The sequence below is a fragment of the Streptomyces sp. TOM-9 genome, assembly GCF_056858595.1.
Genome location: NZ_JBXEQB010000001.1, coordinates 605,137 through 627,679 on the forward strand (window position 1 = coordinate 605,137; position 22,543 = coordinate 627,679).

General features: G+C 73.5%; 25 protein-coding genes. 9 read left to right on the plus strand and 16 right to left on the minus strand.

Annotated elements, in window-relative coordinates; translation table 11 throughout:
• Positions 1 to 122 precede the first annotated feature (122 nt).
• Entirely contained in the window at positions 123 to 1,523 is a 1,401-nt protein-coding gene (locus AC1VWI_RS02755; RefSeq protein WP_499509277.1) for an aldehyde dehydrogenase family protein, read from the plus strand.
• A gap of 22 nt (positions 1,524 to 1,545) precedes the next feature.
• Here AC1VWI_RS02755 and AC1VWI_RS02760 read toward each other — a convergent pair whose 3' ends face one another.
• A complete protein-coding gene (locus AC1VWI_RS02760; RefSeq protein ID WP_499509278.1) occupies positions 1,546 to 2,412 on the minus strand; it encodes an alpha/beta fold hydrolase in 867 nt (288 codons plus the stop codon).
• Between the two features lie 245 nt (positions 2,413 to 2,657).
• Between AC1VWI_RS02760 and AC1VWI_RS02765 the strand changes: the two genes are divergently transcribed.
• Positions 2,658 to 3,428 carry a hypothetical protein gene (locus AC1VWI_RS02765; protein WP_499509279.1) on the plus strand — a complete coding sequence of 257 codons (771 nt, stop codon included), beginning with the start codon at positions 2,658 to 2,660 and terminating at the stop codon, positions 3,426 to 3,428.
• 54 nt (positions 3,429 to 3,482) lie between these two features.
• Here AC1VWI_RS02765 and AC1VWI_RS02770 read toward each other — a convergent pair whose 3' ends face one another.
• Positions 3,483 to 4,406 (minus strand): RNA polymerase sigma-70 factor, encoded by a 924-nt coding sequence (locus tag AC1VWI_RS02770; RefSeq protein ID WP_499509280.1) that lies wholly within the window; start codon positions 4,404 to 4,406, stop codon positions 3,483 to 3,485.
• 436 nt (positions 4,407 to 4,842) lie between these two features.
• Between AC1VWI_RS02770 and lexA the strand changes: the two genes are divergently transcribed.
• Positions 4,843 to 5,541, plus strand: a complete 699-nt coding sequence (lexA, locus tag AC1VWI_RS02775; protein ID WP_499509281.1) for a transcriptional repressor LexA — start codon at positions 4,843 to 4,845, stop codon at positions 5,539 to 5,541.
• Between the two features lie 20 nt (positions 5,542 to 5,561).
• Here the strand turns inward: lexA and AC1VWI_RS02780 are convergent, their stop codons facing one another.
• Both AC1VWI_RS02780 and hemC read right to left on the minus strand, forming a co-directional pair.
• Entirely contained in the window at positions 5,562 to 6,236 is a 675-nt protein-coding gene (locus AC1VWI_RS02780; protein WP_499509282.1) for a ThuA domain-containing protein, read from the minus strand.
• An 88-nt stretch (positions 6,237 to 6,324) separates the two neighbouring features.
• Positions 6,325 to 7,260, minus strand: a complete 936-nt coding sequence (hemC, locus tag AC1VWI_RS02785; protein WP_499509283.1) for a hydroxymethylbilane synthase — start codon at positions 7,258 to 7,260, stop codon at positions 6,325 to 6,327.
• A gap of 156 nt (positions 7,261 to 7,416) precedes the next feature.
• Here hemC and AC1VWI_RS02790 point away from each other — a divergent pair, with 156 nt between their 5' ends.
• The gene (locus AC1VWI_RS02790) at positions 7,417 to 9,129 is read left to right on the plus strand and encodes an ArnT family glycosyltransferase (RefSeq protein ID WP_499509284.1); all 1,713 of its coding nucleotides are present in this window, start codon (positions 7,417 to 7,419) and stop codon (positions 9,127 to 9,129) included.
• Positions 9,130 to 9,178: 49 nt separating this feature from the next.
• Here the strand turns inward: AC1VWI_RS02790 and AC1VWI_RS02795 are convergent, their stop codons facing one another.
• Complete coding sequence (locus AC1VWI_RS02795; protein WP_499509285.1) at positions 9,179 to 10,102, minus strand: SAM-dependent methyltransferase; 924 nt, start codon at positions 10,100 to 10,102, stop codon at positions 9,179 to 9,181.
• A 203-nt stretch (positions 10,103 to 10,305) separates the two neighbouring features.
• Here AC1VWI_RS02795 and AC1VWI_RS02800 point away from each other — a divergent pair, with 203 nt between their 5' ends.
• Together AC1VWI_RS02800 and AC1VWI_RS02805 are read left to right on the plus strand one after the other, a co-directional pair.
• A complete protein-coding gene (locus AC1VWI_RS02800) occupies positions 10,306 to 11,217 on the plus strand; it encodes an NUDIX hydrolase (RefSeq protein ID WP_499509286.1) in 912 nt (303 codons plus the stop codon).
• Positions 11,214 to 12,074, plus strand: coding sequence for a phosphotransferase family protein (locus AC1VWI_RS02805; RefSeq protein WP_499509287.1), 861 nt, complete (start codon positions 11,214 to 11,216; stop codon positions 12,072 to 12,074). Before AC1VWI_RS02800 ends, AC1VWI_RS02805 begins: the two co-directional genes overlap by 4 nt.
• Positions 12,075 to 12,108: 34 nt before the next feature.
• On the opposite strand, the gene AC1VWI_RS02810 is transcribed toward AC1VWI_RS02805, so the two are convergent.
• Genes AC1VWI_RS02810 through AC1VWI_RS02825 form a run of 4 tightly spaced genes read right to left on the minus strand, consistent with a single transcriptional unit; the run spans position 12,109 to position 15,552 of the window.
• On the minus strand, positions 12,109 to 12,645 hold the full coding sequence (locus AC1VWI_RS02810) for a hypothetical protein (protein ID WP_499509288.1): 537 nt from the start codon (positions 12,643 to 12,645) through the stop codon (positions 12,109 to 12,111).
• Between the two features lie 44 nt (positions 12,646 to 12,689).
• A complete protein-coding gene (locus AC1VWI_RS02815) occupies positions 12,690 to 13,232 on the minus strand; it encodes a hypothetical protein (protein WP_499509289.1) in 543 nt (180 codons plus the stop codon).
• A 45-nt stretch (positions 13,233 to 13,277) separates the two neighbouring features.
• The gene (locus AC1VWI_RS02820; protein WP_499509290.1) at positions 13,278 to 14,657 is read right to left on the minus strand and encodes an APC family permease; all 1,380 of its coding nucleotides are present in this window, start codon (positions 14,655 to 14,657) and stop codon (positions 13,278 to 13,280) included.
• A gap of 19 nt (positions 14,658 to 14,676) precedes the next feature.
• The gene (locus AC1VWI_RS02825) at positions 14,677 to 15,552 is read right to left on the minus strand and encodes a carbon-nitrogen hydrolase family protein (RefSeq protein ID WP_499509291.1); all 876 of its coding nucleotides are present in this window, start codon (positions 15,550 to 15,552) and stop codon (positions 14,677 to 14,679) included.
• A gap of 101 nt (positions 15,553 to 15,653) precedes the next feature.
• Between AC1VWI_RS02825 and AC1VWI_RS02830 the strand changes: the two genes are divergently transcribed.
• Complete coding sequence (locus AC1VWI_RS02830) at positions 15,654 to 16,439, plus strand: FadR/GntR family transcriptional regulator (protein ID WP_499509292.1); 786 nt, start codon at positions 15,654 to 15,656, stop codon at positions 16,437 to 16,439.
• Positions 16,440 to 16,522: 83 nt separating this feature from the next.
• Entirely contained in the window at positions 16,523 to 18,100 is a 1,578-nt protein-coding gene (locus tag AC1VWI_RS02835; RefSeq protein ID WP_499509293.1) for a Na+/H+ antiporter, read from the plus strand.
• A 15-nt stretch (positions 18,101 to 18,115) separates the two neighbouring features.
• Here the strand turns inward: AC1VWI_RS02835 and AC1VWI_RS02840 are convergent, their stop codons facing one another.
• The 7 genes from AC1VWI_RS02840 to AC1VWI_RS02870 form a co-directional block, all read right to left on the minus strand.
• Positions 18,116 to 18,388, minus strand: a complete 273-nt coding sequence (locus tag AC1VWI_RS02840) for a UBP-type zinc finger domain-containing protein (RefSeq protein WP_499509294.1) — start codon at positions 18,386 to 18,388, stop codon at positions 18,116 to 18,118.
• A gap of 113 nt (positions 18,389 to 18,501) precedes the next feature.
• A complete protein-coding gene (locus AC1VWI_RS02845) occupies positions 18,502 to 19,029 on the minus strand; it encodes a GNAT family N-acetyltransferase (RefSeq protein WP_499509295.1) in 528 nt (175 codons plus the stop codon).
• A gap of 106 nt (positions 19,030 to 19,135) precedes the next feature.
• Positions 19,136 to 19,708 carry a Clp protease N-terminal domain-containing protein gene (locus AC1VWI_RS02850; protein WP_499509296.1) on the minus strand — a complete coding sequence of 191 codons (573 nt, stop codon included), beginning with the start codon at positions 19,706 to 19,708 and terminating at the stop codon, positions 19,136 to 19,138.
• 2 nt (positions 19,709 to 19,710) lie between these two features.
• Positions 19,711 to 19,920, minus strand: coding sequence for an HTH domain-containing protein (locus tag AC1VWI_RS02855; protein ID WP_018557908.1), 210 nt, complete (start codon positions 19,918 to 19,920; stop codon positions 19,711 to 19,713).
• Between the two features lie 84 nt (positions 19,921 to 20,004).
• Positions 20,005 to 20,364, minus strand: a complete 360-nt coding sequence (locus AC1VWI_RS02860; protein ID WP_499509297.1) for a DUF6204 family protein — start codon at positions 20,362 to 20,364, stop codon at positions 20,005 to 20,007.
• Positions 20,365 to 20,475: 111 nt separating this feature from the next.
• Positions 20,476 to 20,637 (minus strand): hypothetical protein, encoded by a 162-nt coding sequence (locus AC1VWI_RS02865; RefSeq protein ID WP_499509298.1) that lies wholly within the window; start codon positions 20,635 to 20,637, stop codon positions 20,476 to 20,478.
• A gap of 230 nt (positions 20,638 to 20,867) precedes the next feature.
• Positions 20,868 to 21,962, minus strand: a complete 1,095-nt coding sequence (locus AC1VWI_RS02870) for a PP2C family protein-serine/threonine phosphatase (protein WP_499509299.1) — start codon at positions 21,960 to 21,962, stop codon at positions 20,868 to 20,870.
• 203 nt (positions 21,963 to 22,165) lie between these two features.
• On the opposite strand from AC1VWI_RS02870, the gene AC1VWI_RS02875 reads away from it, so the two are divergent.
• Complete coding sequence (locus AC1VWI_RS02875) at positions 22,166 to 22,543, plus strand: DUF2255 family protein (protein WP_499509300.1); 378 nt, start codon at positions 22,166 to 22,168, stop codon at positions 22,541 to 22,543.

The window sequence follows — 22,543 nt, forward strand, 5'->3', positions numbered from 1 at the left end:
CGCTGGAGCGCCCCGTGCGGGCCGATCACGGAAGTCACTGCCAACGAGCCTATATCGGGCATCCCGTCGATTCCGCGGAGCGACAGGACCGTCCAGGACCCGGACTCCGAGAGGAACACTCGATGATCGTGTACGACAGGCTGTACATCGGTGGTGCCTGGACCGCCCCGGCGCATCCCGGGCTGCTGGACATCCGCTCACCCCACGACCGCTCCCTGATCGGCCGCGCCGCCCAAGCCGCGCCGGGCGACGCCGACGCCGCCGTCGCCACGGCGCGCGCCGCCTTCAACAGCGGGCCGTGGCCGCACCTGGACCCCAAGGAACGGCAGGAGGTGATCCGGCGGGTGAACGGGCTGCGCGAGGAGCGTGCGCAGGAGGCGGCCGCGCGGGTGTCCGCCGCGACCGGGACGCCCCGCCGGTTCACCGATGCGGAGCAGGCCTCGCTCACGCGGCGGGTCGACGCCTGCCTCAAGGCCGCCGAGGAGCTCGGCTGGGAGGAGGTCGTCCATCCCTGTGACCCCACCCCGGGGTTCGACACCATCGTGCGGCGCGATCCCGTAGGCGTGGTCGCGGCGGTCATCCCCTGGCAGTGCCCGTTCTCGGCCGCCACGGCGCGGCTGACCCCGGCCCTCCTGGCGGGCAACACCGTCATCCTGAAGGTCACGCCGGAGAACTCGCTGGGCATGGGACTGCTGGCCGAGCTGTACGCCGGGGCCGGACTGCCCGAGGGCGCGCTGAGCGTACTGCCCGCCGACCGGGACACCGGCGAGTACCTGGTCACCCACCCGGACGTCGACGCGATCGCCTTCACCGGCTCCGCCCGGGCCGGCCGCCGCGTCGCCGCCCTCGCCGGCGAGCAGCTCAAGCGGGTCCGGCTGGAACTGGACGGCAAGGCGGCCGCGATCGTCCTGGACGACGCCGACGTCCCGCGGACGGTGCGGGGGCTGTTCGCGTCGCCCGGTGACGACGGCGGGACGTGCGCCGCGCGGACCCGTGTCCTCGCCCCGCGCCACCGGTACGAGGAGGTCGTCGCGGCGGTCGAGGAAGCCGTCACGTCCCTGAAGGCCGGTGATCCGGCGGCACCGGACACCACCATCGGGCCGATGGCCGGCCGCGAGCGGCAGCAGCGGGCGATGTCGTACATCGAGCTGGGCATCGAGGAGGGCGCCAGGCTGGTGACCGGCGGTCCCCGGGTCCCCGCGGGCCTTGAGGAGGGCTACTACGTGGCACCGACGCTCTTCGCGGACGTCGACCCCCGCATGCGCATCGCGCAGGACGAGGTCTCCGGCCCGGTGGTCACGGTCATCCCGCACGACGGGGACGACGACGCGGTACGGATCGCCGAGGACTGCGAGTACCGCGTGTCCGGCGGCGTGTGGTCCACCGACCCCGAACGCGCCGTCGCCGTCGCGCGCAGGCTGCGCACCGGCCCGGTGACCGTCAACGGGGCTCCGGCGGGCCTCGACGGGACGGCCGGCGTCGACGCGTACGTCGCGCACCGGACGATCACCCGGCCCCGCTGAGCGCACCCGGGCCACCCGGGGGTCAGGGCACGACGCGGCCGAGGAAGCCCCGCACGTACCCGGCGACGGAGTCCAGGTGGCTCTCCAGGGCGAAGTGCCCGGTGTCGAGGAGGTGCACCTCGGCCTCGGGCAGGTCGCCGAGGAAGGCGCGGGCGCCGACCGGGGCGTAGACCTCGTCGTTCGCGCCCCACACCGCCAGCAGCGGCACCTGGCCGGCCCTGAAGTACTCGTGCAGCGCCGGCTGGAGGTCCACGTCCCGCGGGTGGTCGCGGAACAGCCGCAGCTGGATCTCGTCGTTGCCGGGACGCTGCAGGAGCGCGACGTCGTGGGCCCAGGTGTCCGGGCTGACCAGGCCCGGGTCGGGGACGCCGTTGAGGTACCGCCAGCGGACGGCGTCCGGGGTGAGGGCGTAGCGCACGGCCTTCTCGTTCCCCGGTGACGGGTCGGCGGCGTAGGCGCGCACGTCGGACCAGAAGGAGTCGAGCAGGCCCTCCGCGTAGGCGTTGCCGTTCTGCGTGACGATCCCGGTGATCCGCGCCGGGGCGCGCAGTGCCAGGCGCCAGCCGATCGCCGCCCCGTAGCCGTGGACGTACATCGCGTGGCGTCCGACGCCGAGGTGCTCCAGCAGGGCGGCCGTCACGTCGGCGAGGGCGTCGAAGGAGTAGGGGAAGTCCTGCAGGGACGGCATCGAGGACCGGCCGAAGCCGATGTGGTCGGGCGCGAGGACCCGGTAGCGGTCCGCGAGCAGCGGGATGAGGTGCCGGAACATGTGGGAGCTGGCGGGGAAGCCGTGCAGCAGGACGACGACGGGGGCGTCGCGGGGACCCGCCTCGCGGTAGAAGACCTCCCGGTCCGCGACGGCGGCCGTGAGGTGGTGGACCGGGACCATCGCTGACCTCCTGGGAGCACGACCTTCCTGTCGCATGCCACGTGGGGCAGGGGAATCACGTTCCGACGGACGGATTCACGCGGTTGCTGCCCGCTTCTCCGGCAGGCATGCGCTTCGGTCCCACCGGCCCCGGCGCCACAGCACCGGGGCGCAGGCGGGGTGAGTAGCCGTACTCATGCCCGCGGGCCGACCGGGCGGGACGATGGCGGCAACGAACGCTCGGACGAAGGAGGTTGGAGACGGCCATGGGGAGATTCCTTGGCGCGGTGCTGGCGTTGGCGGTGACCGCGGGGGTGCTGGCACTGGTCTACGCGGTGGGCGCGCCGCTGCCGGTGGTCCTGGGCGTGGGCGCCGGGGTGCTCTGCCTGCTGTGGCTGCTGGTGCTGCTCACGGTGCCGTGGAACGTCCACTTCCGGGCGCACGCGGTGCTGGCCGAGATCGCCGTGAGCCGGGAGAAGGGGCTGGTGGTCCCCCAGGCGCGGGACGCCGAGGCCGCGCGGATCGCCCGGACGATGCTGCGCGTCGCCCTGGCGGGGCACCTGCTGACGACGGCCGGCGTGGTGGCGGTGACGCTCGCGACCGGTCACGGCGCGGGGTACTGGATCGCCGGGTTCTTCCTGCTCAGCACGGTGTTCCGCCCGGCGGGCGCGTGGTTCGGGCAGCTGCGGCAGCGGCTGGGCACCCTGCTGAAGGACGTCACCTACCCACGCGACGACGTGCTGGAGCTCAAGAAGGGCGTCGAGCGCACGGACAGCGGCATCAAGGTCCTTGAGGAGAAGGCCGAGGAGCAGTACCGGGCCCTGGCGGAGCTGCGGCGCACGGTGGACGTGCTGGGCGTGTCGGTCTACGAGCGGGCCGAGGACACCGACCGCCGGATCACCGCGCTGGCACGGGAGTTCGAGGCCACGGTGAACCGGCTCACGGACAACGAGGAGATCATCACGGGTCTCAAGGCCTTCCTCCGGCTGCTGCGGGCGGGCGACGTCGCCCCGGGCCGGGCAGCGTCCGACCTCTGACCGTAGGCCGGGCGGTCGCCACGTGCGGCCCGGGGCGCCGCCCCGGGCCCGGTCCTACGCGGACGGCGCGTCCGGGCCCGCCGCCAAGGAGCTGAAGCCGGTCAGCTTCGCCGGGTTGAGCACCCACATGAGCTGGTCGATGCCCTGCTCGGAGGCGCTGATGGCCAGCAGGGCCATCGGCGTGCCGGCCTGGGACACGAGCGCCGCGGTCTGCCCGTTCGCCTCGACCCACACCACCTCGGTGTCGGGCCAGAAGCGCGGGGCGAAGGCGGTGACGAACCTCGCCACCTTGGCGCTGCCGACCACGGGGACCTTGGAGGCGTTGCGCACGGCGCCCCCGCCGTCGCCGTAGTTCACCACGTCCGTGGCGAGCAGCTTCTCCAGGCCGGCCAGGTCGCCCGCCCTGGCCGCCGCCACGAACGCCTCGAGGAGCCGGCGGTGCTCCGCGCTCCCCACCTGTTCGCGCCGCCCGGCGGCGATGTGCTTGCGGGCGCGGCTGACGAGCTGGCGGGAGTTGGCCTCGCTCAGGTCCAGCACGGTGGCGATCTCCCGGTACGGGTAGTCGAACGCCTCGCGCAGCACGTACGCCGCGCGCTCGGTGGGCGTCAGCCGCTCCAGCAGGAGCAGGACCGCGAACTCCACCGCCTCGCCGCGCTCGGCGCCGAGTACGGGGTCGGCGCGCGTGTCGACCGGTTCCGGGAGCCAGGGCCCGACATAGCCCTCGCGCCGCACGCGGGCGGACTGGGTGACGTTGATCGCCAGCCGGGTCGTCGCGGTGGTCAGGAACGCGGTCGGATTCTCCACGGCGTCGCGGTCGGCGGCCTGCCACCTCAGCCAGACGTCCTGGACGACGTCCTCGGCCTCCGCGGCGCTGCCGAGCATCCGGTAGGCGATGCCGAACAACCGGGGGCGCAGGGCCGTGAACACCTCCGCGGCCTCGTCGAGCGAGCCGTCGCGTTCCGCGTCGCCTGGCTGCATCGTCGCGTTTTCCTCCACCGTCAGATCCGCCCGACTGCCCGTTCCAGCCTACACAGAGGGCGATTTCCGCCGGGCCCGGGGCCACTTCGCCCTGGCCCCATTCGGCGCGGTTGAGGAGCGCCGCCGCCGTACGGCAGGCATTTCCCGCGCCTCGCGCGAATTGCCGTGGCGGGCCCGCGGGGGGCCTGCCCGCCGGGTCGGGGAATTCCGGAGCCATTGCGGACCCATTCCGGTCGCCGGCGCCGGACGCACGGGCCCCAAAGTCTGACCGGGCAGCGGCTCCGTTTGTGACAGCGGGATTCCACGGGTGATCCCGGCCGGTTCCGCGCGGCGTGCTCACAGATCTTCACGGAATTTCGCACACGCGTTCCAAAAACGCCGTGGAGCAGGGTAACGTTACGTATCGCAGCAAGATCCGCACAGGGAGGGACGGGGCATGGAGCCCACCAGGACGACAGTGCGCCGCGGGCGCCCGCAGGGCTCGGACAACCCCGGCCCCGACGGGCTGACCAACCGTCAGACCCGTATCGTCGAGGCGATCCTGGGCTCGGTGGAGAGCCGCGGTTTCCCGCCGTCGATGCGCGAGATCGGTGAGGCCGTGGGGCTGGCGAGCACCTCCTCCGTCGCCCACCAGCTGGCGGTGCTGCAGCGCAAGGGCGTGCTCGAGCAGGATCCGCACCGGCCCCGCGCCTACCGTGTGCGGTGCTCCTGGCCGTCCCAGCACGACTCCGAGCCGGGTGCGGAGCCCGTCAGCGCCTCCCCGTCCGCGCGCGTGCCGGTGATCGGCCGGATCGCGGCCGGCATCCCGATCCTCGCCGAGGAGCAGGTCGACGAGGTCTTCGTGCTCCCCCGGCAGATCGTCGGCGCGGGCGAGCTGTTCGCCCTCAAGGTCGTCGGCGACTCCATGACGGGCGTCGCGATCTGCGACGGCGACTGGGTCACGGTGCGCAGCCAGGACGCCGCCGACCACGGCGACATCGTGGCCGCGATGATCGACGGCGAGGCCACCGTCAAGCGGCTCAAGCACGAGGGCGACCGGGTCTGGCTCATGCCGCACAACCCCGCCTACGACCCGATCCCCGGCGAGGAGGCGGTCATCCTGGGCAAGGTGGTCGCCGTGCTGCGACGCCTCTGAGGCCGCGCGCCGACGCCCGCTCAGTCCGTCGCCCCGGGCAGCACCGACCGGAGCCCGCCGAGCAGATGGGCCCGGAAGGCCGCGTCGTGGTAGGCCTGCGCGGAGTGCCCCAGCGCGGTGTAGAAGACGGGCCCTCCGCCGTACTCGTGGCACCACACCAGCGGATGGTCCGCGCCCATCGAGCCGCCCGTGTACGAGGACTCGTCGGCGGAGGCCAGGACCCGCACCCCGGGGCGGGGGTTGCGGTCGAAGTCGTACCACTCGTCGGTGACCTTCCACGCCGCGCCGAGGTGCGCGGTGGCCGGATGGGCGGCGTCCTCGACGAGGACCGTGCCCGCCTGCAGGGGCGGGTGCCCCGTGAAGCGCGCGCCCAGCAGCTCCCCGTAGTAGGGCCAGTCGTACTCCGTGCAGGCGGCGGCGTGCACGCCCATGAACCCCGCGCCGTCGGCGTGGTGCGCCGCGAGGGCGTCCCGGCCCGCGTCGCTGAGCACCTCCCCGCTGGTGGAGAGGAACACCACGGCGTCGTACGCACGCAGGCCGGCCCCCTCGAAGTCCTCGGGCCGTTCGGTGGCGTCCACCCGGAAGCCATTCCCGGCTCCCAGCTCGGTGAGGGCCCTGACGCCGTCGGGGATCGACTCGTGCCGGTAGTCGGTGGTGCGGGTGTAGACGAGCACACGGGGGTCGCGGCGGGACAATCGGCTCTCCCAGGACGGTGACGGACGACGGGCAGCGCCCACCAGTCTCCCCGCCGCGGTCCGGGCGTCGACGGCGGCCCGGGTCCCGTCAGTGGCCGATGCTGTCGATCAGCTCGCGCGCACCCTGCCGCAGCAGTGCCACCGCGACCGACGTCCCGAGGGTGGCGGGGTCCAGCGGACCTGCCCATTCGTGGGCGTCGAGGACGATCTTGCCGTCCGGGGAGAAGACCCGGGCCCGGAGCGAGAGCCGGCCGTCGCGTTCGGCGTGGGCGTAGCCGGCGATGGGGCTGTTGCAGTGGCCCTGCAGGACGTGGAGGAACATCCGCTCCGCCGTGGTCTCCCGGTGTGCGGCCGGGTCGCCGAGGTCGCTGACGACGTCGATCGTGTCGCCGTCGCCCTCCCGGCACTGCAGGGCGAGGACGCCCGCGCCGATCGGCGGGATCATCGTCTCGACCGGGAGCACCTCGCTGATCACGTCGGTCCTGCCGATCCGCTCGAGCCCGGACACGGCCAGCAGCAGCGCGTCCGCGTCGCCCGCCGCGAGCTTCTCCAGGCGGCGGTTGGCGTTGCCCCGCATGGGGACGCAGGTGAGGTGCGGGTGCGAGGCCATGATCTGCGCGATGCGGCGTACGGAGGAGGTGCCGATGCGCGTGCCGGGCGGGAGCCGGTCGAGGGTGAGGCCGCCGGGGTGCACCAGGGCGTCGCGGATGTCGTCCCGCTTGAGGAAGGCGGCGAAGACCGTCCCGGCGGGCAGCGGCCGGTCGGCGGGGACGTCCTTCACGCAGTGGACGGCCAGGTCGGCCCGGCCCTCCAGCAGCGTGGCGTCGACCTCCTTGGTGAACGCGCCCTTGCCGCCGAGCTGGGCCAGGTCGCCCATCCAGCGGTCACCGGACGTGGTGACGGGCACGACCTCCGTCCGGATGCCGGGGTGGAGCGCCGCCAGTCCCGCGCGTACGCGCTCGACCTGGGCCAGCGCCATCGGGGAGGAACGGGAGACGATGCGGATCAGCTCGGGGACTGCCATGCGCCCACGGTACGGCGTCCGGCACACGTCCCGCGCAACACCCCGAACCCCACGCGCCGTGACGACGGCGGGGCTAGTGTGTCCCGCGGCGCCCACCGGGAGGGCGCCGGCGCGCAGCGGTGGCGCCACAGGGACAGGCGACGGGGTAAGCGCACGATGACGCAGGAACGGCCCTCGCCCGCCGCGGTGTCCCCCGAACCGGCGACGCCCACCACCATCGCCACGGTGCCGGTGCGCGGGTTCCCGGCCGGTCTGCGCCACCGGCGTCCGCTGTACGTCCTGGCCGTGCTCGTGCTCCTGGCGCAGATGGCGTTCGCGATGGTCACCACGGCCGTCCAGCAGACGCCCACCATCGACGAGCCGGTGTACGTGGGCACCGCGACGGTCTATCTGCGCGAGCACAGCCTGCGCTTCAACCCCGAGCACCCGCCGCTCGGCAAGCTCGTCATCGCCGGTGGTCTGGCGTTCGCCCACCCCCACCTCGACCCGGCCTTCGAGGGCGACCAGACGGAGCTCGGCCGCAGCGTGCTCTACGGGTCGGGCAACGATCCCTGGCCTCTGATGCTGGCGGCCCGCCTGCCGGTGATCGCGCTGACCCTGCTGTTCGGGCTGGTGGTGCTCGCCTTCGCGCGCGATCTCACCGGGCCCGCCGGGGGGCTGCTCGCGCTCGTCCTGTACGCGTTCTCGCCGGACGTCATCGCGCACGGCTCGCTCGCCACCCTCGACGTCCCGGCGGCCGGTTTCCTGCTGACGTCGGTGTGGGCGCTGTGGCGGGCCCGGGAGCGTCCCCGGCGGTACCTGCCGCTCGCCGGTGCGGCGTTGGGCGCGGCGGTCGCCACGCGGATGAGCACGCTCCCCGCGGTGCCGGTCCTGCTGCTCCTGGCTGCGCTGTCGGTGTGGCACATGGGTGCGCGGGGCGCGCAGCGGCGCGGCACCGTCCGGTCGCTGCGGCGTGCCGCGATCGCGGCGGGCGGGGTCGGGCTCGTCGCCGTCGCGGTGGTGTGGGCGGCCTACCTCCTCGTCGACCCGCGTCTGCGCTGGACCGCGCCGGAGACCTTGCCGGCCCTGCACGGACTGCGGGGCTGGGCCGTGGACGCGCTCCCGCTCCCGCGGGCGTACCGGGACGGGATGGCCGTCCAGTTCGGCTTCGAGGACTCGACCTTCGAGGGCTTCCTCTTCGGCCGCCACTACCGCGGGGCGCTCTGGTACTACCTGCCCGCCGCGGTGCTGGTGAAGGCTCCGCTCGGCATGCTGGCCCTGTGGCTCGCCGGCACCGCCGCGCTGCTCGCCCTCCCCCGGCTGCGCCCCGCCGCCCCGTACCTGCTCGTCCCGGCGGCCGTGCTGACGGCCGCCGCCATGACCGGCTCACGGGACTTCGGCGTCCGCTACGTGGTCTTCCTGCCGATGTTCGGGGCGGTCGCCGCGGCCTGCGTCACCGCCCTGCGACGGCGGTGGGCGGACGTGGCGGCGGCGGCCCTCGTCGCCTTCGTCGCCGTCAGCTCGCTGCGGACCTTCCCGTACTACCTGCAGTACTCCAACGAGGCCTTCGGCGGCACGTCCCGGACCCATCTGCGCCTGCACGACTCCAACGTCGACTGGGGCCAGGACCTGGGCCGCCTCGCGGACCGGCTCCGCGACCGCTACCCCGGCGAGCGGGTCTGGCTGGTCTACAAGGGCAGCGGGGTCCCCGCCCACTACGGCATCCACGCCGCCGATCCGCGCCAGGTCCCCGAGGACCAGGTCCACGGGCTGCTCGTGGTGTCGGACTCCTCGGTCGCGAAGGCCGAGGGCCGGCTGGCCGAGCTCATCGCCGGCAGCGAGCCGATCGACGAGGTGGGGCACTCGATCACGATCTACCGCCGCGGCTGACGACCGCGCCGCCCCCCGTCCGGGAGGGGCGGCGCCGGGCACGGCGGGGTCAGGGCTTGCGGGCCACCACGGCGTAGACGTTGATGTCCGCGTCGGTGACGTCGGTGATGCTCCGGTAGCGGATCGCGTCGATGTCCTCGAGGCCCTCGATGAACTCCGGCGAGGCGTCGGCGTGGGTGGCCAAGGTGTCGTCGACGTCGTCGGGGCGCCAGTGGTGGACGGGGACGAGCCCGGGCTCGACGATCTCCAGGCCGTTGTCCGTGACGAAGCGCAGGACCTCGGCGTGCTCGCGGAGCACGAAGGAGAAGCCGCGGTCCTGGTAGGTCTTGGCGACCTTGGCGATCTGCTCCGCGTTGAGGTCGGAGGTGAGGTGGCTCAGCACGACGTGGCTGCCCGAGGGCAGCGCGTCGACGAGGTGCTTGACGATGCCGTACGCCTCGTCGTCCTCGACGAAGTGCAGGACGGCGACGAGCACGAGCGCGACGGGCTCGGTGAAGTCCAGCGTGCCGGCCGCCTGGCGCAGGATCGCGGCGGGGTCGCGCAGGTCCGCGTCGATGTAGTCGGTCCGCCCCTCGGGGCCGCTGGTCAGCAGGGCGCGCGCGTGGGCCAGGACGACGGGGTCGTTGTCGACGTACACGACCCGCGCCTCGGGGGCGATCCGCTGCGCGATCTGGTGCACGTTCTCCTGCGTGGGCAGCCCGGTGCCGATGTCGAGGAACTGGCGCGTGCCGGTCTCCCCCGCGATGTGGTTCACCGCGCGGCGCAGGAAGTCCCGGTTGTGCCGCACGTCCAGGTAGCCCCGGGGATTGGCGGCCAGCGCGGCCGCGGCCGCCTCACGGTCGACGGGGTAGTTGTCCTTGCCGCCGAGGAAGACGTCGTAGACGCGCGCCGGGTGCGCCTTGGTGGTGTCGATCCGCCGGCGGAGCTGCTCGGCGGAGTCGTAGTCGTCGGGAGCGTCGCTGCCGCTGGTCATGGCCATCCCCTGGGGACTCGAATACGCGAACTGATCAGCACACAACTTAGCTGGTGAAGCGGCGAGTTGGCGCCACCCCTGCCCACTCGTGCGGGCGGCCCGGGCAGGGGCGCGCAGAAAGGCCGGAACCTGCCCTCCCGTCGGCCGTCCCCGCTCGTTGACCTTGGTGACCGCACACCCCCGGAGCTCCCCTGGAGGCTCGCTTGACGTCGATCCACGACGGTGCACCGGCCGCCGGTGAACCGCGCAAGACCTCGGTGCTCATCCACAACGACCGGGGCGAGTACCTCCTGCACCTTCGCGACGACCGCCCGGACATCCGGAACCCCGGCGCCTGGTCACTGCTCGGCGGCGGCAGTGAGCCGGGCGACGAGTCCCTGGAGGCGACCGCCCGGCGTGAACTGCGCGAGGAGGCGGGGCTCGACCTGCCCGTGCTGCGCGCCTTCGCGGTGGAGCACGTCCACGAGCCGGACGGGTCGCTCCTGCCGGTCCAGGTGTTCACCGGCCGCTGGAACGGCGATCCCGACGCCCTGCAGCCGAGCGAAGGCGTCCTGCTGCGCTGGTTCCGGCCCGAGGTCATGCCGCGGCTGCGGTTGGGCCACGCGACCCTGGAGCTCGTCCGCCGGCACGCCGGCCCGGCCGTGCCGCCCGGCACCGGGGTCCGGGCGGCCGGGCGGGGCGTCCTCCACGTCGTCGGCGCGCACCTGTACCTGGAGAACCCCGGCGGCAAGGTCCTGCTCGGGCTGCGGCACCCCGACTCCGCCTTCGCCGGCGGCGAGTGGCACTTCCCCGCCGGGCACTGCGAGCAGGAGAGCGCCGTAGCGTGCCTGGTCCGCGAGGCGGACGAGGAGACGGGCCTGCGGATCAGCCCGGCGGACGCCGAGTTCGCGCACGCCGTGCACCTCGTCGACGCGCCGGGCGGCCGCCCCCGGCTGCAACTCGTCTTCCGCGTACGCCGCTGGCAGGGCCAACCGGTGGTCCGCGAGCCCGACAAGTGCCTGTCCTGGCGCTGGTGGCACCCGGACGCCCTCCCCGAGCGCCTCGTGCCGTACACCCGCGCCGCGATCGAGGGCATCCGGGCCGGCCGCCACTACACCGAGTCGGGCTGGGCATGACCTGCGGACCGGGCCTGCCGGAAGCCGGGGTGCAACGGTTCGCGGAACGCGCCGTCGGCCCGATCCAACGGTGGACGGACACGTCCTGGCCCCGCGAGAGCAGTCGGATATGGCGGGTCGACGGTGCGGACGGCCTCGTCGGCTACGTCAAGGTCCACCAGAACGACCGCTTCCACCACCGGGAGGTGACGGCCTACCGGACCTGGGTGCCGACCCTGGGAGCCGCCACGCCACGCCTGGTGGCGGCCGACGAGCGGCTGCGCGCGGTCGTCGTGACCGCCGTCCCCGGACGCCCGCTCCACGTCGGCGTCCGGCCCCCGGAGGAGGAACGTGCGATCTTCGTCCGCGTCGGCGCGCTCGCCGCCGCCGTCCACGGCAGCGCACCGCCACGGCCCGCCTCCGGGGACAAGGGGCCTGCCACGGGGAAGCTCGACCTGCACCTGGACGGCGCCCGCTGCCACCTGGCCCCGGGTGACGAGGAGTTCGTCCGCGCGCTGACGGCCCGGGCAGCCGCGCTTCCCGCTCTCGACCTGGTGCCCACGCACGGCGACTTCCAATTGCGCAACCTGCTGTGGTCGGGCCGGCTCGCCGTGATCGACTTCGAGCGCAGCGAGCCGCAGCCGGCGCTCCGTGACGTCGTACGGCTCTCCGACGCCTGGTCCGGCCGTCCGGACCTCCACGAGGCCTTCCTGACCGGCTACGGGCGGGAGCTCACCCCGCTCGAGCACGAACGCCTGGCTGTCGACTCCGCCCTGGACGCGGTCTCGGGCATCCGGTACGGCGCCGCACACGACGATCCCGAGGTCCTCGGACGCGGCCTGCGCACCCTCGCCCGGCTCCGCGCGGCCGGCCGCTGACCGGCCCGGTGAACCGGGTCGCCACGCTGCGGTCTCACCCCGCCGGCGCGAGCGCGAGGGGCGGTGAGGGCAGCCCGAAGTGGTCGGCGATGATGCGCACGGTGTGGGTGCCGTCGGCGTTGAAGGCGGGGTCCGCGTCGTACCGCGGGGTGTCGCGGCCCACGATGCCCGCGTCCAGGAGTTCACGGACGAGCAGGTCGGCCGAGCCGCCGGCGCGCCGGGACTCGCGTCGCATGCCGAAGTTGAAGTAGGTCCCCTCGAATCCGCCGGAAGCGTGGGTGAACTGGATCGGGTGCTCGGCGCAGTGGGGGACCACGTAGTCCTGCCCGTGCGGGCAGGGGCATGGGGGCGTGGAGGCCAGGAAGACACTTTCCACCGGCGCACCTCCAGGGTCGCTCGCACGATGTGCGTGACGGAAGCCGGTGCATTCGCGCGCCAGTTCCCAGGCTTGCGACCCGCGCGGAGCACTGCAGGCGTCGTGGGTCAGCCAGACCCAGCCCGCCCCTGATCCGCTCGCGAGGGCCGGCCGGCCGGCCTCGGCGTAGACGGCGGCGACCGTCGGCAGCGTCATGCCCCTCACAAAGGTGACGAACGTGTTCGGATTGAGCCAGGCCATCAGGCGCAGACCTCCGGGGACAGGGGCGGCGAGGGGAGGATGAAGAAACCGGCGATCGCCCGCACGAGGCGCGCGTGGTCCTCGTCCCGGTGGTCGAAGCAGTCGTGACCGGGGTCGGCCTCCCGCGCGCACTCCGAGTCCGGACCGATGAGGTTCGCGGCCAGCAGTTCGGGCGAGAGGTGGTCGGGGTTCTCTCCGCTGCGAAGCTGCGGGCTGCCGAAGGAGAGGTAGAGGACCGTGCGGCCGTCGCGGAAGTAGGTGAAGGACGGCGGATGGGCCTTCGCGCTGCAGGGCTCCGTCTCGAACACGACGACCTCCGCGCCGTCACGGCACAGGCGGTTGTAGTCCACTCCGTCGTAGTCATCGGCGTCGTAGTCGTGCATGTCGTGAACCGCCCACGCCCATGCGCCCGCCTCACCGAGCATGAGCGGTTCCCGCTGCGCGCCCCGTAGGCGCCGCGTCAGCGCGTCGAGGGTCATGCCGCGGGCGAAGACGAGATTCACCTCGTGCCCGGGGAACGATCCGCGCATCCAAGTCGTCATGCCGCGACTGTAGGAGTGGGCACCGACAGCGGGACCGCCGGGACGTCAGACGGCCTTCGCGGTGCCGTGCTGCTCGTCGAAGGTGAGCTCCGGCGGCGGCCTGCGGAAGCCGCGGGTCAGGTAGGCGAGGTAGGCGACGCCGAGGGCGAGCCAGATGACGCCGAGGGTGAGGGCCTTGCCGTCGAGGTGGAGCAGGAGCCAGAGGTCGATCAGGGCGCCGACGGCGGGGACGACGACGTAGGCGAACACGCCCGCGTGCTCGCCCGCGCGGCGCTTGCGCAGGTACGTCGCGATCACGCTGAGGTTGACGAAGGTGAAGGCGGTGAAGGCGCCGAAGTTGATGAAGGAGGTGGAGGTGGCGACGTCCAGGCGGAGGGCGATCAGCCCGACCACGCCGGTCAGGAGGATGTTGAGGGCCGGCGTCAGGTGGCGGGGGTGGAGGTAGCCGAACACCTTGCGCGGCAGGACGTCGTCGCGGCCCATGGCGTACAGCAGGCGGGAGGTGCTGGCCTGGGCGGCGACGCCGGAGGCGAACTGGGCGACGACGAGTCCGGCGAGGAAGACGGAGGAGAAGAGGTCGCCGCCGATGGTCCTGGCGATCTCGAAGGCGGCCGAGCTCGGGTCGTCGAACCGGCTGCCGGGGTGGGCGAGCTGGGTGGTGTAGGCGAGCGCGACGAAGATGCCGCCGCCGATCAGGGCGGTGAGCAGGATCGCGCGGGGCATGGTCCTGCGGGGCTCGACGGTCTCCTCGGTGAGCGTGGTGACGGCGTCGAAGCCGAGGAAGGAGTACGCCGCGATGGCCGCGCCGCCGGAGATCCCGGCCAGCGTGGTGGCGTCGTTGTGGAACGGCCCGGTGCTGAACAGGCCGCCGGCGCCCTCGATGTGGAAGACGTGCCGCAGCGAGAGCAGCGCGAAGATGACGATGACGAGGATCTGGAACGCCATCAGCAGGGAGTTGGCCCGGTCCGCGGCCTGGATGCCGAGCAGGTTGAGCGCGGTGGTGGTGAGGATGAAGGCGAGGATCCACACCCACATCGGCACGGCGGGCCACTGCGCCTGCAGGTAGGCGCCGCCGATCAGCCAGATGACCATGGGCAGGAAGAAGTAGTCCAGGAGCGTGGCCCAGCCGACGAGGAAGCCGGCCCGTCCGTCGATGGAGCGCCGTACGTAGGTGTAGGCGGAGCCGGCGACGGGGTGCTCGGCGGCCATCTTCCCGTAGCTGTAGGCGGTGAAGAGCATGGCGACGAGTGCCAGGGCGTACGCGGTGGGGACCGCGCCGCCGGTCTTCTCCGCGACGACGCCGAAGGTGCCGAGAACGATCAGCGGGGTCATGTAGGCCAGGCCGAAGGAGACGACGGCTCTGAGTCCGAGGGTGCGGGACAGCGCGGGGGCCGTGGTCGCGGCGCGCGCGGCGTGGTCGGTCATCGTGGGGCTCCGGGGAGGGTCAGCCGCGGCGGGCGGGGCGCCAGCTGCGAGGGTCTATGCGCCCGTCGTACAGCGGGAGTTCGAGGGGGCGGTCGGTGTCGGTGAACTGGGACCACATGCAGTTGAGGCCGGCCGTGCCGTAGGTGCGGACGCGGGTCACGTCGTCCAGGTCCAGGACGTCGGTGAGGACGGCGGCGGCGCTGTCGGGCGCCTCGGTGCGGACGCGTCCCTCGGGGTCGACGACGAGGCTGCGGCCGGTGCCGAGCGGGCCGGCGGTGTTGACGCTGACCACGTAGACCTGGTTGGTGATGGCGTTGGCACGGGCCAGGACGAGTTCCTGGGCGCGGTCGCCGGTCGTGGTCATGACCGGGTTGACGATGACCTCGGCGCCCATCCAGGCCAGGTGCCGGGCGACCTCGGGGAACCACGCGTCGTAGCAGATGGAGAATCCGACGCGGCCGGCCTCGGGGATGTCGAAGACCACGAACCGGTCGCCCGGGGTGTAGGGCTCGCGGGGCCGCCAGGGGAAGACCTTGCGGTAGTGCGCGACGAGCCGCCCCTCGGGCGAGAAGGCGAGCGCGGTGTTGAACAGCTCGCCCTCCGGGCCGCGTTCGCAGATGCTGCCGGGCAGCAGCCACACGCCCAGGTCCCCGGCGATCTCGCCGAGCTCCCGTACGAGGCGTCCGTCCAGCGGCTGCGCGGCATCGCGCAGGAGCCGCTCCGTGTCCTGCGGCCCGCCGTCCACGCCGAACAGGTGCAGTTCGGGGAAGGCCAGCAGCCGGGTCTGCGGGAAGCGCGCGAGCAGGGTCCCCGCCTCTTCCGCGAAGCCGGACACGGGTTCCCCGGCGGGGCGGGGCCCGGCCTGGGCGAGGGTCACGGGAAGGGGTCGGGACATGGTGCACCTGCTTCGTTCGAGTGCTGAGGAAATTAGAGCATTCTGATCAGATAAACAAGAGTGCTCAAGGTGAGATGTTTTCCGGTACTACAGTCGGTCCCATGCCCGACACGGAGAACCGGACCGGCCAGGTCACGGCAGCCGCCGGCCCGCCCCTGAGCACCCCGGCCCTCGGCGGCATCCGCCGTCTGTCCGCGCTGGACACCGTCCGCGCCCGGATAGCCATGGCCATCGACCTGGGCCTGCTCGCCCCCGGGGAGCGGTTGCCCGCCGCCGGCGAGATCGCCGCGGCGCTGGACGTCGGGGAGATCACGGTGCGCCGGGCCCTGGTGGCCCTGTGCGACGACGGGCTGCTGGAGCGCCGCCGCGGCCGCAACGGCGGCACACTGGTCGCCCGGCAACCGGCGAAGGGTTCGGTCAGCGCCGTCGGCAGCTACCGCTCCGACACCGACGCGGTGCGCCGGCTGATCGACCACCGGCTGGTCCTGGAGTGCGGCATCGCCCATCTCGCCGCCGGCCACGCCGACGACTCCGCGCTGCGCGAACTGGAGCGGCTGGTCGACCTCATGGACGCGGTGACCAGCTGGGCCGAGTTCCACCGCCATGACGAGGAGTTCCACCTCGCCGTCGCCTCCGCCACCGGGACACCGTCGGTCGTCGTCCCGTACGCCGCCGTCGTCCGCGAGCTCTACCGGTACTACCTGCCCTACCCGCTCGACGCGCTGCGCGCCTCCAACGCCGAGCACCGGGCCCTGGTCCGCGCCCTGCGGCAGGGCGACCGCGCGGCGGCCGCCGCGGTCGCCCAGGAACACGTCCAGGCACTGCACCGGACGATGTTCATCGGCCTCCCCGGCGCCGTGCCGGGAGCCGCCACCACCGAGGGCTGAGACCCGGCCGCGTCACCGGTGCGCACCAGTACAGTCGAGCCACACGTGCGGCGCGTGCCGCCACAGGGGTGGAGGAGACGTCCGTGGAGGGGCTGGCGCTCGTCGCGCTCATGGTCGGTGCGGTGCTGGTCACCGCCGTCGCCCGGCGTCTGGGGGTGTCTCCCCCGCTGCTGCTGGTCGCCGTCGGCCTGTGCGCGTCCTTCGTGCCGGGCATCCCCGCGTACGCCATCGAGCCCGAGCTGGTGATGGTGCTGGTCCTGCCCCCGCTGCTGTACTCCTCGGCACGGGAGAGTTCCTACCTGCGCTTCCGGGAGAACCTGCGCCCCATCGGGCTGCTGGCCGTGGGGCTGGTGCTGTTCACCACGGTCGCGATCGGCTACGCCGCGTTCTGGCTGGTGCCGGGACTGCCGCTGGGCTCGGCGCTGGTGCTCGGCGCGGTGCTGTCGCCGCCCGACGCGGTCGCGGCGACCTCCATCGGACGCCGGCTGGGGCTGCCGCGCCGGCTGCTGACCGTGCTCGGCGGCGAGAGCCTGGTGAACGACGCCACCGCGCTGACGGCCTACCGCGTGGCCATCGCGTCCGTGGCCGGCGCCGGCTACACCCTGCTGCAGGGCGTCGGGGTCTTCCTGATGGCGGCCGTCGGGGGCTCGCTGATCGGTCTGGCGATCGGCTGGCTGGCCCGCATCGGGCACCGGTTCCTGCCCGGGGACCTGGCCAGCGCGCTCGGGCTGCTCGTGCCGTTCCTCGCCTACCTCGTCGGCGAGGAGGCGCACACCTCGGGAGTGCTGGCCGTGGTCGTGGCCGGCCTCTACCTGGGACACCGGTCCCCCGACACGGAGGCGACCTCCCGGCTGCAGGTGTACGCGGTGTGGAGCGCCCTGGACACGGTGCTGGAGGCCCTCGTCTTCGCCCTGATCGGCCTCCAGGTGCGGGGCATCGTCGACACGGTCGACACGGGCGTGGGGCGGCTGGTCGCGGCCGGTGCCGCGCTGACGGCGGTGACCGTCCTGGCGCGCGTCGTGTGGGTCTACCCCGCGACCTACCTGCCACGGCTGGTGTTCCCGCGGATCCGGGCACGCGACCCGTACCCCCCGTGGCAGTACCCGGTGGTGCTCTCCTGGGCGGGCATGCGCGGCGTGGTCTCGCTGGCCGCGGCCTTCGCGGTGCCGGAGACCACCGACAGCGGTGCGCCGTTCCCCGGGCGCGACGAGATCCTGTTCCTGACCTTCTTCGTCACGGTCGCCACGCTGCTGCTGCACGGGATGACGCTGCCCCCGCTCATCCGGCGGCTCGGCATCTGCAACAAGGAGGCGTACGAGGACGCCCTGGCCGAGGCGAGCGCGCAGCACAGTGCCGCCCGGGCGGCACTGGCGCGCCTGGAGGAGCTGGGCGGGGACAAGCGCTCCCACCAGGCCGTGCTGGAGACCCTGCGGCAGACCGCGGAGGCCCGCCGCAACGCCGCCTGGGAACGGCTGGGCGGCCCGACCGGCGGGGGCGCCGAGCCGCCGAGCGTGGCCTACCGGCGGTTGCGCCGCGCGATGCTGGACGCCGAACGGCAGGAGTTCGTGCGCTTCCGCGACGAACGGCTCATCGACGACGAGGTGCTGCGCCGCGTCATGCGCGAACTGGACCTGGAGGAGGCGGCGCTGCAGCGCGAGTAGCGGTGGGCAAGGGCCTCAGCCCATCGACTCGTGGACGTAGCACCAGCGCCAGTTCTCGCCGGGCTGGTAGGAGCGGATCACGGGGTGGCCGGTGGCCTCGTGGTGCCCGGTGGCGTGCCGGCCCGGCGAGCTGTCACAGCATCCGATGTGGCCGCAGGTGAGGCACAGCCGCAGGTGGACCCAGTCGTGGTGTCCGGCGGCCAGGCAGTCGGCGCAGCCGTCGACCGGCGGCGCGGCCGCGACGTCGGCCGGGGCCTGCTCGAGATCGGGACATGCTGCTGTCGTCACGCCGGCCCCCTGTGCCGTCTGCGGATCACTGCTGATGGACGCCCCAGGCTACGTCAAGCGCACGCCGTGCGCGATCAGCGTGCCGGGGCGTCCCACCGTGGCGGCCCCGCGGCTCAGTCGAGGAGTTCGCCCTCGAGGAGGCCCATGGTGAACATGTCGTACCACCGGCCGTCGCGCCGGAAGACCTGCCGCAGCCGGCCCTCCTCGACGAAGCCGACCTTCCGGTAGACGTGGTGCGCCGCCTCGTTCTCGGGCACGACGGTGAGCGAGATCTTGTGCAGGCGCATCTTCTCGAAGCCGTAGCGGCACATCGTGCGCATGGCGTCGGTGGCGTAGCCGCGGCCCCAGTACTCCTTCTCACCGAGGTAGATGTCGAGTTCGGCGCATCCGGTCTCGGGTTCGGCGTCGCGCAGCCGCACCAGGCCGATCAGCCGGCCGTCCTGCGGCACCTCGATCCCGTAGAGCACGTCGCCGTAGGCGTTGCGGGGCCGCTCCTCCATGCGCTTCCTCACCTGTGCGAGGGGCTGGGCGTAGTCGTCGTCCATCCAGCGCATGACCTCGGGGTCGTGGTTCCAGCGCCACAGCGCCTCGGCGTCCGCGGGCTCCATCGGGCGCAACTTCACCAGTCGTCCGGGCACCATGGGGGCGGCCCTCCTTCGGGTCGGCATGATCGACGTCGTGGAACCCGAAAGGGTTAGCACGGTCGCCGTCAGCCGCTCAACCGATTTGCCCGCCGGGAGCGGGCGTTCAGCTCGCCTCGGCCCGGCCCTGGCCGTCCGTCGCGAGCACACGCTCGACGTCGGCCCACGACGCCCCGTGCTCGGCGAGGACGTCCGCGACCACACCGGGGCCGATGGTGAGGGCGAGCAGGACGTGCTCGTCGCCGATGTGACGGTCGCCCCGGGCCACGGCGGAGCGCAGGGAGCGCTCCAGGACGCCCTTGGCCCCGCGGGTGAAGGGGCGTCGTCCCGCGGGCCGCCACCGCCGGGGCCCGCGGCGGGCGGCGAGCGCACCGGTGCCGTGGGCGTCCTCCACGCGGGCGACGATCGCGGCGACGTCGATGCCGAGCCCGGCGAGCGCCTCGGCGTCGGCCCGTGAGACCCCGCCGCGCCGCCGGGTCTCCCCCAGCGCCTCCTCCAGCGCCTCGCGGCGCCGGTCGACGCCGAGCGCGGCCAGGGCGGCGGAGGCCCGGGTGCCCTCCAGGTCGAGCAGCGACAGCAGCAGGTGCTCCTCGCCGATCGTCGGGTCGCCCGCCCGTTCGGCGTGCCCGACCGCGCCCTCGACGACCTCGCGCGCGCTCTTGGTGAACCTCTCGAACATCCTCAATGCCTCCCGTACTTCTTGTGCACGGCCTGCCTGCTGACGCCGAGTTCGTGGGCGATCTCCTGCCACGACCACCCCTGCGCCCGCGCGCTCCTGACTTGTACGGTCTCCAGCTGCTCCAGCAGCCGCCGCAGCGCGGCGACGGCCCGCAGCCCGACCCTCGGGTCGCGGTCGCCCGCCCGCTCGGCGAGATCGGTTGCCTCGGTCATGTCTGTCAATTTACGTTGACAGACACGGCGCTGTCAACGCTGGTTGACAGCGCCGTGGGCGCGGGGCGGGGCGGAGTCGGGACGTCAGGCGCGCCCTTGCGCCGCGGCGCGGCGCTGCCGCTTGCCCAGCGGCGCCTGGGAGAGGTCCTCGGCCTGGGACCTGAGGTTCTTGTAGCCGTAGCCGCGCTCGTCCAGCCAGGCCCTGGCCGCCTCCTCCGCGCGTTCGGTCGCGTCGAGGATGTCCTCCTCCGCCTCGCCGGAGTCGACGAAGCGGAAGGTGAAGGCGGGGCGTGCCGCGATGTCGTAGCTGAGGTGGCCCCCGGGGGTGAAGGCGGCGTGCAGGACGTCGTGTTCCGGTGCGCGGGCGAGGAGTTCGGCGCGCTGCTCGGCGGTGAGTCCGCCGAAGGCGCCGCGGACGGTGACGCGGAAGGTGCGTGTGCTCATCCGCCGACCTTAAGCAGCGGGCTCCGTCCGGCTCCACCGCATTTCACGGGCCTGGCCGCGGCGCCGCGGGACCGCACAAGGGAGGCGTCCCGCGGCGCCGTGCCCGCGCGGTCAGCCGGTGGCGGACAGCGGCTGGTCGGTGGGGTTCCGGGAGGTGGGACGCGGGCCGCGCAGGCCGGTGACGCCGGTGAGGCCGGTGAGGCCGGTGAGGCCGGTGAGGCCGGTGAGGCCGGTGAGGCCGGTGAGGCCGGTGAGGCCGGTGAGGCCGATCATGACCGTGGCGAAGCGGCCTGTCCGGCGGGCCGGCCGAGAGCTGCGGCGCGGTTCTCCGTCGTGGAGCCGCCGGCCACGACGAAGGTGACCGCCGACGCATGTGGACGCCCAGCAGGCAGATGCCGACAGCGGCCATGGCGAACCACACGGCCCCCACACGGGCGGGGCCGAGGCGGTCGGCGACTCGCCCGGTGGGCGACGGACCGCGCGAGGGCCGGGCGGGCGCCGCCTCAGCTGTCGCGCGCCACCGCGAGGAGCGCCATGTCGTCGTCGGTCGGACCGCCCGCGTGCCGGTGCACGTCGTCGAGCAGCGCCTCCAGCAACTCGGCCGGCCCGCCGCGCTCCACCCCGGCCAGCCGCGCCAGCGGGTCGTAGAAGCGCCCCTTGGCGTCGCGGGCCTCGGTGACGCCGTCCGTGCACAGCAGCAAGGTCGAACCCGGCGGGAACGGCACCGTGTCCACCACGGCCTCCCCTTCCCCCAGGCCCTCCACCAGCAGCAGCCCGTACTGCGCGGGCTCGGCGGCGCGCACCTTTCCGCGCCGCAGCAGCAGCGGTGCCGGGTGACCGAGGTTCACCAACCGGACGTGGTCGCCGCGCTGCGGGAACTCGACCAGGACCGCGGTGGCGAACCACTCCAGTTGCTCGCCCTCCTCGCGCCGGCCCAACTCCCGCCACAGGGCCCGCATCATGTGCCCCGCCACGTCCGCCAGGGTCGCCTGCTCGTCGGCCGCCATCCGGAAGCTGCCGAGGACCAGCGTCGCCGCCTCCACGGCGTCCAGGCCTTTGCCCCGTACGTCCCCGACGATGCAGCGCAGCCCGTACGGCGTGTCCTGGACGGCGTACAGGTCCCCGCCGATCTCCGCCTCGGCCTCCGCCGCCTCGTAGCGGGCCGCGATCCGCAGGTCCCGGACCCGCGCGGGCGGTTCGGGGAGCACCGCCCGCTGGACGGCCGCGGTGATCGAGCGGGCGGAGCGCAACCGGTCCTCACGCGCCTCCAGCAGCCGGTTGATGAACACCGCGACCACGGCGACCAGCGAGACGGTCAGCAGCTCGCTCATCCCGCTCAGCCCCCGCAGCCGGCCGAAGTGGGCCAGGATCGCCGCGTCCGCGACGATCGCCGCCAGACCGACCACCATGGTGCCCTGCATCGACAGCAGCGGAGCTGCGAGCACCGGGGCGACGGAGTAGAACGACGCGCTCGTGTACTGCCTCGGGGTGAGGAAGTCCATGACGAGACCGCCGACGAGTACCACGACCGGGAGCAGCCGGACGTACCAGCCCACCTCGGCCGGGCCACCGAAGATCTCGTCGTCGGCCCTCCCCACACACCCTCCCGGCATCTCCCGCTGGCGATCCCTACACGCTCCCCGGCAATCGCCCCGGCAGCCACCGCAGACCCTCCCGTGGAGTGAACCGCCCGGTCGGGTACCCGTCTGGCCCCACGCGGCTACAGGCGGGGGCCGAAATTGTCGATCATTGCAGCAGGACGCACGGACCTGGTTCCCGCCACCGCCGAGGAGTCGCGCCGATGACGACGTGGACGAAGGACGAACTGGACCGCATCGAGCACGCCGACGAGCTCGCCATCGCGCCGCGGCGTGACCCCGGCACGCTGGACCCGCCGACCACCATCTGGGTGGTCCGCGACGGCGCCGACCTGTACGTACGGGCCTACCGTGGGCGCGGCGGCACCTGGTTCCGCGCCGCGCAGGCGCGGCACGAGGGCCGGATCACCGCCGGCGGCGTCGAGCGGGACGTCACCTTCGTCGAGGTCGACGACCCGGACGTCAACGAACGCCTCGACGCCGCCTACCGCGGCAAGTACGGCCACTACAGCGCGGAGTACGTGGAGCCCATGGTGGCCGGGACCGCGCGCGCCGCGACGCTCAAGCTCGTGCCGCGCTGA